At 65.1% G+C, this 3,730-nt stretch carries 5 protein-coding genes; all 5 read right to left on the bottom strand.

The genetic code is table 11. The features are described from left to right. Nucleotides 1–270: 270 nt before the first annotated feature. Nucleotides 271–750 carry a hypothetical protein gene (locus QZT63_RS12790; protein WP_290651751.1) on the bottom strand — a complete coding sequence of 160 codons (480 nt, stop codon included), beginning with the start codon at nt 748–750 and terminating at the stop codon, nt 271–273. Nucleotides 751–863: 113 nt separating this feature from the next. Beyond that, nucleotides 864–2,078 (bottom strand): MFS transporter, encoded by a 1,215-nt coding sequence (locus QZT63_RS12785; RefSeq protein WP_290651749.1) that lies wholly within the window; start codon nt 2,076–2,078, stop codon nt 864–866. Between the two features lie 112 nt (nt 2,079–2,190). After that, nucleotides 2,191–3,042 (bottom strand): SDR family NAD(P)-dependent oxidoreductase, encoded by an 852-nt coding sequence (locus QZT63_RS12780; protein WP_290651747.1) that lies wholly within the window; start codon nt 3,040–3,042, stop codon nt 2,191–2,193. A gap of 159 nt (nt 3,043–3,201) precedes the next feature. Further along, entirely contained in the window at nt 3,202–3,417 is a 216-nt protein-coding gene (locus QZT63_RS12775) for a hypothetical protein (protein WP_290651745.1), read from the bottom strand. A gap of 87 nt (nt 3,418–3,504) precedes the next feature. Further along, nucleotides 3,505–3,730: hypothetical protein (locus QZT63_RS12770; RefSeq protein ID WP_290651743.1), on the bottom strand; the 226-nt coding region annotated here is incomplete at its 5' end.

Genomic DNA, 3,730 nt, shown 5'->3' with positions numbered 1-3,730 from the left:
CACGCGCGCGATGCTCGCCGGTTCGCTCAACGTCCGCTTGATCTGGCTCTGTGCCCGCATACCGGGCACAGTAGCGAGCGACTACGCGTTTGTCCAGCCCCAAATGTGGGTAACGGGCAGGCCTAGCCTCGAAGGCGCACCGACAAGCAAAAGACAACGCATTTCGGTTACAGGACACTAGCGCCCGGGAGAAGGCCGGAAACAGGGCCCTGCAAACCCATGCGGCGGCCCGTTCGCAACCAGCACAGCGAGCGCAAGGGTTGCAGCCGGTCATTCCTGCCATTCCGAGGGGTCGAGATCCGGAACCGTTACCATGGCGAGCGCCTCGATCCGCAGGATCGGCCGGCGCAATCGGCGCAACCTCTTGCGATAGTGGGACACGGCCTCGGAGCGTTCGCATGCCTTGTCCACCTCGTCGAGCAACCCCTCCACCGCCTCCGCCGAATCGAACAGCGCCGGGGTGGCGACCCAGTCGCGCCCGAGCAGCCACAGTGTCGGCGCGGCAAGCAGCAGCACGAGGACCGCGACAAACACGGCCATCTGGGGAGCGAGTACGGCCAACAGCCCACCGAAGGATAGGTAGATCCCTGCCTGGGCGGCCAGCCACTGCAGGTGGCGCCGGCGCTCGCGCTCCAGCTGCTCCACGGCGGTCTGATCGGGCGGCGGGTAGTTGTTGATGATCCAGAAGGCGAATCGGGATGCTATCTGATCCGCGAAGGGGGGCTTGCGCCGGCCCCGAAACAATCGCATCGGTCTGGCCCTTCAAACGGTGTAGGAGTCAATCAGGCTAGTGTCCTGTAACCGAATTTCGGTGACAGGACACTAGCACGCTCGGGGCCGAACCGCACACGCTGAGGAGCCATTCAAAGGGGAGTGCCAGTGACCGTGGGACGCGGCCGGTAGGCACGCACCTGCCAGCTCAGAATCACACCCACGGCGATCAGCACTGCGCACGTAGCGAACGCCAGTCGGAACCCGCCAGTCCCGTCAATCAGCAGGCCGGCCGCAGCGGGCCCGGCGAGCTGCCCGGCGGCCATGAAGAGTGTGACATAGCTCACTGCCAGCGGTGCCTCGCGAGCAGGCACATGTTCGGTACAGGCTGCGAGCACTGACGTGAACACACCGGTCACCGCGATGCCGAGTATCAGATAATGGGCGGCGAATCCACCCAAGGTCGGCAGTGCCACCGGGAAAGTCATACCAAGCAGGTACAGGGCCATGGAGAACAGCAACGCCCACCCGCGACCGATGCGATCGGAAAGCCAACCCCATGCCAGCCCGGAGAAAATCCCCAGCGCACCCATCGCCGCCGCCAGTCGCCCTGCCGTCACGCCCGGAATACCGGACTCCAGGGCGAAGCTGTACATGAACACCACCTGCACGATGTAGGTGGTGCCGAGCACGCCATACACCAGCCCGACGATGATCACGTGGCGATTGCGAAACACTGCCGCCCGATTCGCGCTCGGCGGCTGACCCTGCGCCGCGGTTGGCACTGGTGGGTTACGCAAAAACGCAAGCACTGCGGCGACGACCACCGCCCCGCCCACGGCAAACAGTGCCCACGTCACGCGCCAGCCGGCATCACCGAACACCACAGGCGCATAGGGGATTAGCGTCCCCGACAGCAGCATACCGGCGCCCACGCCGCCGTTGAGCAATCCGATGACAGCCCCGCGGCGTTGCGGAAACCAGGTCGAGAGCAATGACACCAGCGGGGTGTAACCGAATGCGGTGCCGAACCCGAGCAGTGCCATCAGCACGATCAGCACCCAGTACTCGGTTGCCACGCTCAGGCCCGCGAAGCCCACGGTTACCAGCATGACACCGAGCAGCACGGTATTCCGGCCACCAAACCGACCAGCCGCCATGCCCGCGACCATGACCAAGCAGAGATAGCCGAGGGCGGTGACCGCCCCGAGGGTGCCCGCCTGCTGGTAGCTCAGCCCAAGCCCCTCGCGCATGGGCGGAACGATGAACCCGTACGCGAGACGGGCGAACACCAGTACCACCACGGTTACCAGCATGCCGGTCCCGATCATTAACCAGGCGGGTGGTCGCTCGGCTGCCGTCGCCATTGCGCAACTCCCCGTGGGCGGAATGGGCCGTCAAGGTGGCGCCATGGCGCGCATGCTCCAGCGCCGTGCAGCGGCGAGAACGCGGATAGAACGAATTCCGGTTAACAGGACACTAGCGCCCGGCAAGCGTATCGAAGACCGTCTGCTCCTCCTGCACGGCCTCAGCCCGCGCGCGCACCAAGTCCTTGATGGCGCGGTGCGGAAAGACATAAAACTGATCGGCCTGCACGGCGTCCAGGGTCACACTGGCGATGGTATCGGCTGGGATGCGCCCATGCGCTACGGCATACTGAAGCTCATCGCTGCGCCGGCGACGCGCCTCGCTCATGGGGGCCGTGTCGGCGAGTTCAACGGGCCGGTTGCGCCCCGAGTTGGCGATGGGGGTCGGGAAAAAGGCCGGGGAGACGACGGTCACGCCGATAGTCGCCTGCGCATCCCGCAAATCCAGTGCCAGGGTCTCCGACATGGCGACAACACCGCATTTGCTGGTGTTGTAGATTCCGCTGCCCGGCGCGTTCACCCAGCCGGCAGCCGATGCCGTATTGACCACGTGGCCCTCCCCCTGAGTCAGCATTCGCGGCACAAAGGCCTTGATTCCCCAGGCAACCCCGTACAGATTGACGCCCAGCACCCATTGCCAGTCCGCCACCGTGTACTCCCATAGCGGACCGTTCACGGCCACGCCCGCATTGTTGAACAGGACATGCACTGCCCCGAACCGGGTCATAACCGCGTCCGCGAATGCCTCCATCGACGGCAGTCGGGAGACATCCAGTGCGTACGTCGCACAGGCCACCCCCTGGGTGGCTGCCTGGATGCGGTGCCGGGTCTCCTCCATTCCCGCCTCGTCCACATCACCCAGGGCGACCGACATGCCCCGGCGCGCGCACTCCAGGGCCAGTTCCCGCCCCAGCCCACTGCCTCCGCCGGTGATCACTGCGACCCGATCCCGTAGAACTTTCATCGGTGGCTCCTGTGCGCGTGAGCCTGACCTGGCGGCAAAGAGTTGCCGGGCAGCTTGGCTCTGGTCTGAACCGTGCTTTGGCAACATGCCGCACCCCAGCTGCGGACAGGGCCTGGAGGCCCGGCTGGCCGTCAGCGCGAAAGCCCCACCGCCTTGCGGTTACTCGCCGCCGACGCTTCGAAGCGTCGGTCCTTGGGCATCCGGTTCCAGGACATACACCGTTGCCCGCTCGTTCCCGACGCTAAACTCGACCTCGCAGCCAATGGGTACAATCATGCGGATACGACTGCCGTGGTCAGTCTGCAGGACCAGCTCTACCGGGCGACGCCGATCATTCCTGAAGTCGAGTCGCGTACCGGGCCCCAGCGTCTGCATGCTCGCTCTTGAGGACACCTGTCTTTACCTCCCCACACAGGTCTCTATGCGGGGGCGCCGGTCGCGACGCCACCCGACGGGCCGACGTCATCGCCAGCCCTTACTTCGAAGTCTGACGTGAATCCCGTGGCGTGCAAGGGAAATCGCACTGCCGGGGTCATCCCGAATCGCCGCGATGAACATCGCCACGCCCTCGCCCAGCCCACCCCTCGCCGAATCACCTGCTATCTTGTAGAGTGTGGGCGCTGTGCGTTGCCGTGCGATGTTTTTTTCTGCGGTGACCATTTGCCGAAATCGATGCCGAAATAGGGCT

Source organism: Aquisalimonas sp. (assembly GCF_007120195.1).
GTDB lineage: Bacteria > Pseudomonadota > Gammaproteobacteria > Nitrococcales > Aquisalimonadaceae > Aquisalimonas.
Note: the sequence above shows the minus strand (reverse complement) of the source record. Positions and strands in the feature narration are given on the sequence as shown.

Excerpts from the sequence above, each read along its gene's own strand:
- QZT63_RS12790 (WP_290651751.1), bottom strand. The coding sequence starts at position 750 with ATGCGATTGTTTCGGGGCCGGCGCAAGCCCCCCTTCGCGGATCAGATA.
- QZT63_RS12785 (WP_290651749.1), bottom strand. The coding sequence starts at position 2,078 with ATGGCGACGGCAGCCGAGCGACCACCCGCCTGGTTAATGATCGGGACC.
- QZT63_RS12780 (WP_290651747.1), bottom strand. The coding sequence starts at position 3,042 with ATGAAAGTTCTACGGGATCGGGTCGCAGTGATCACCGGCGGAGGCAGT.
- QZT63_RS12775 (WP_290651745.1), bottom strand. The coding sequence starts at position 3,417 with ATGCAGACGCTGGGGCCCGGTACGCGACTCGACTTCAGGAATGATCGG.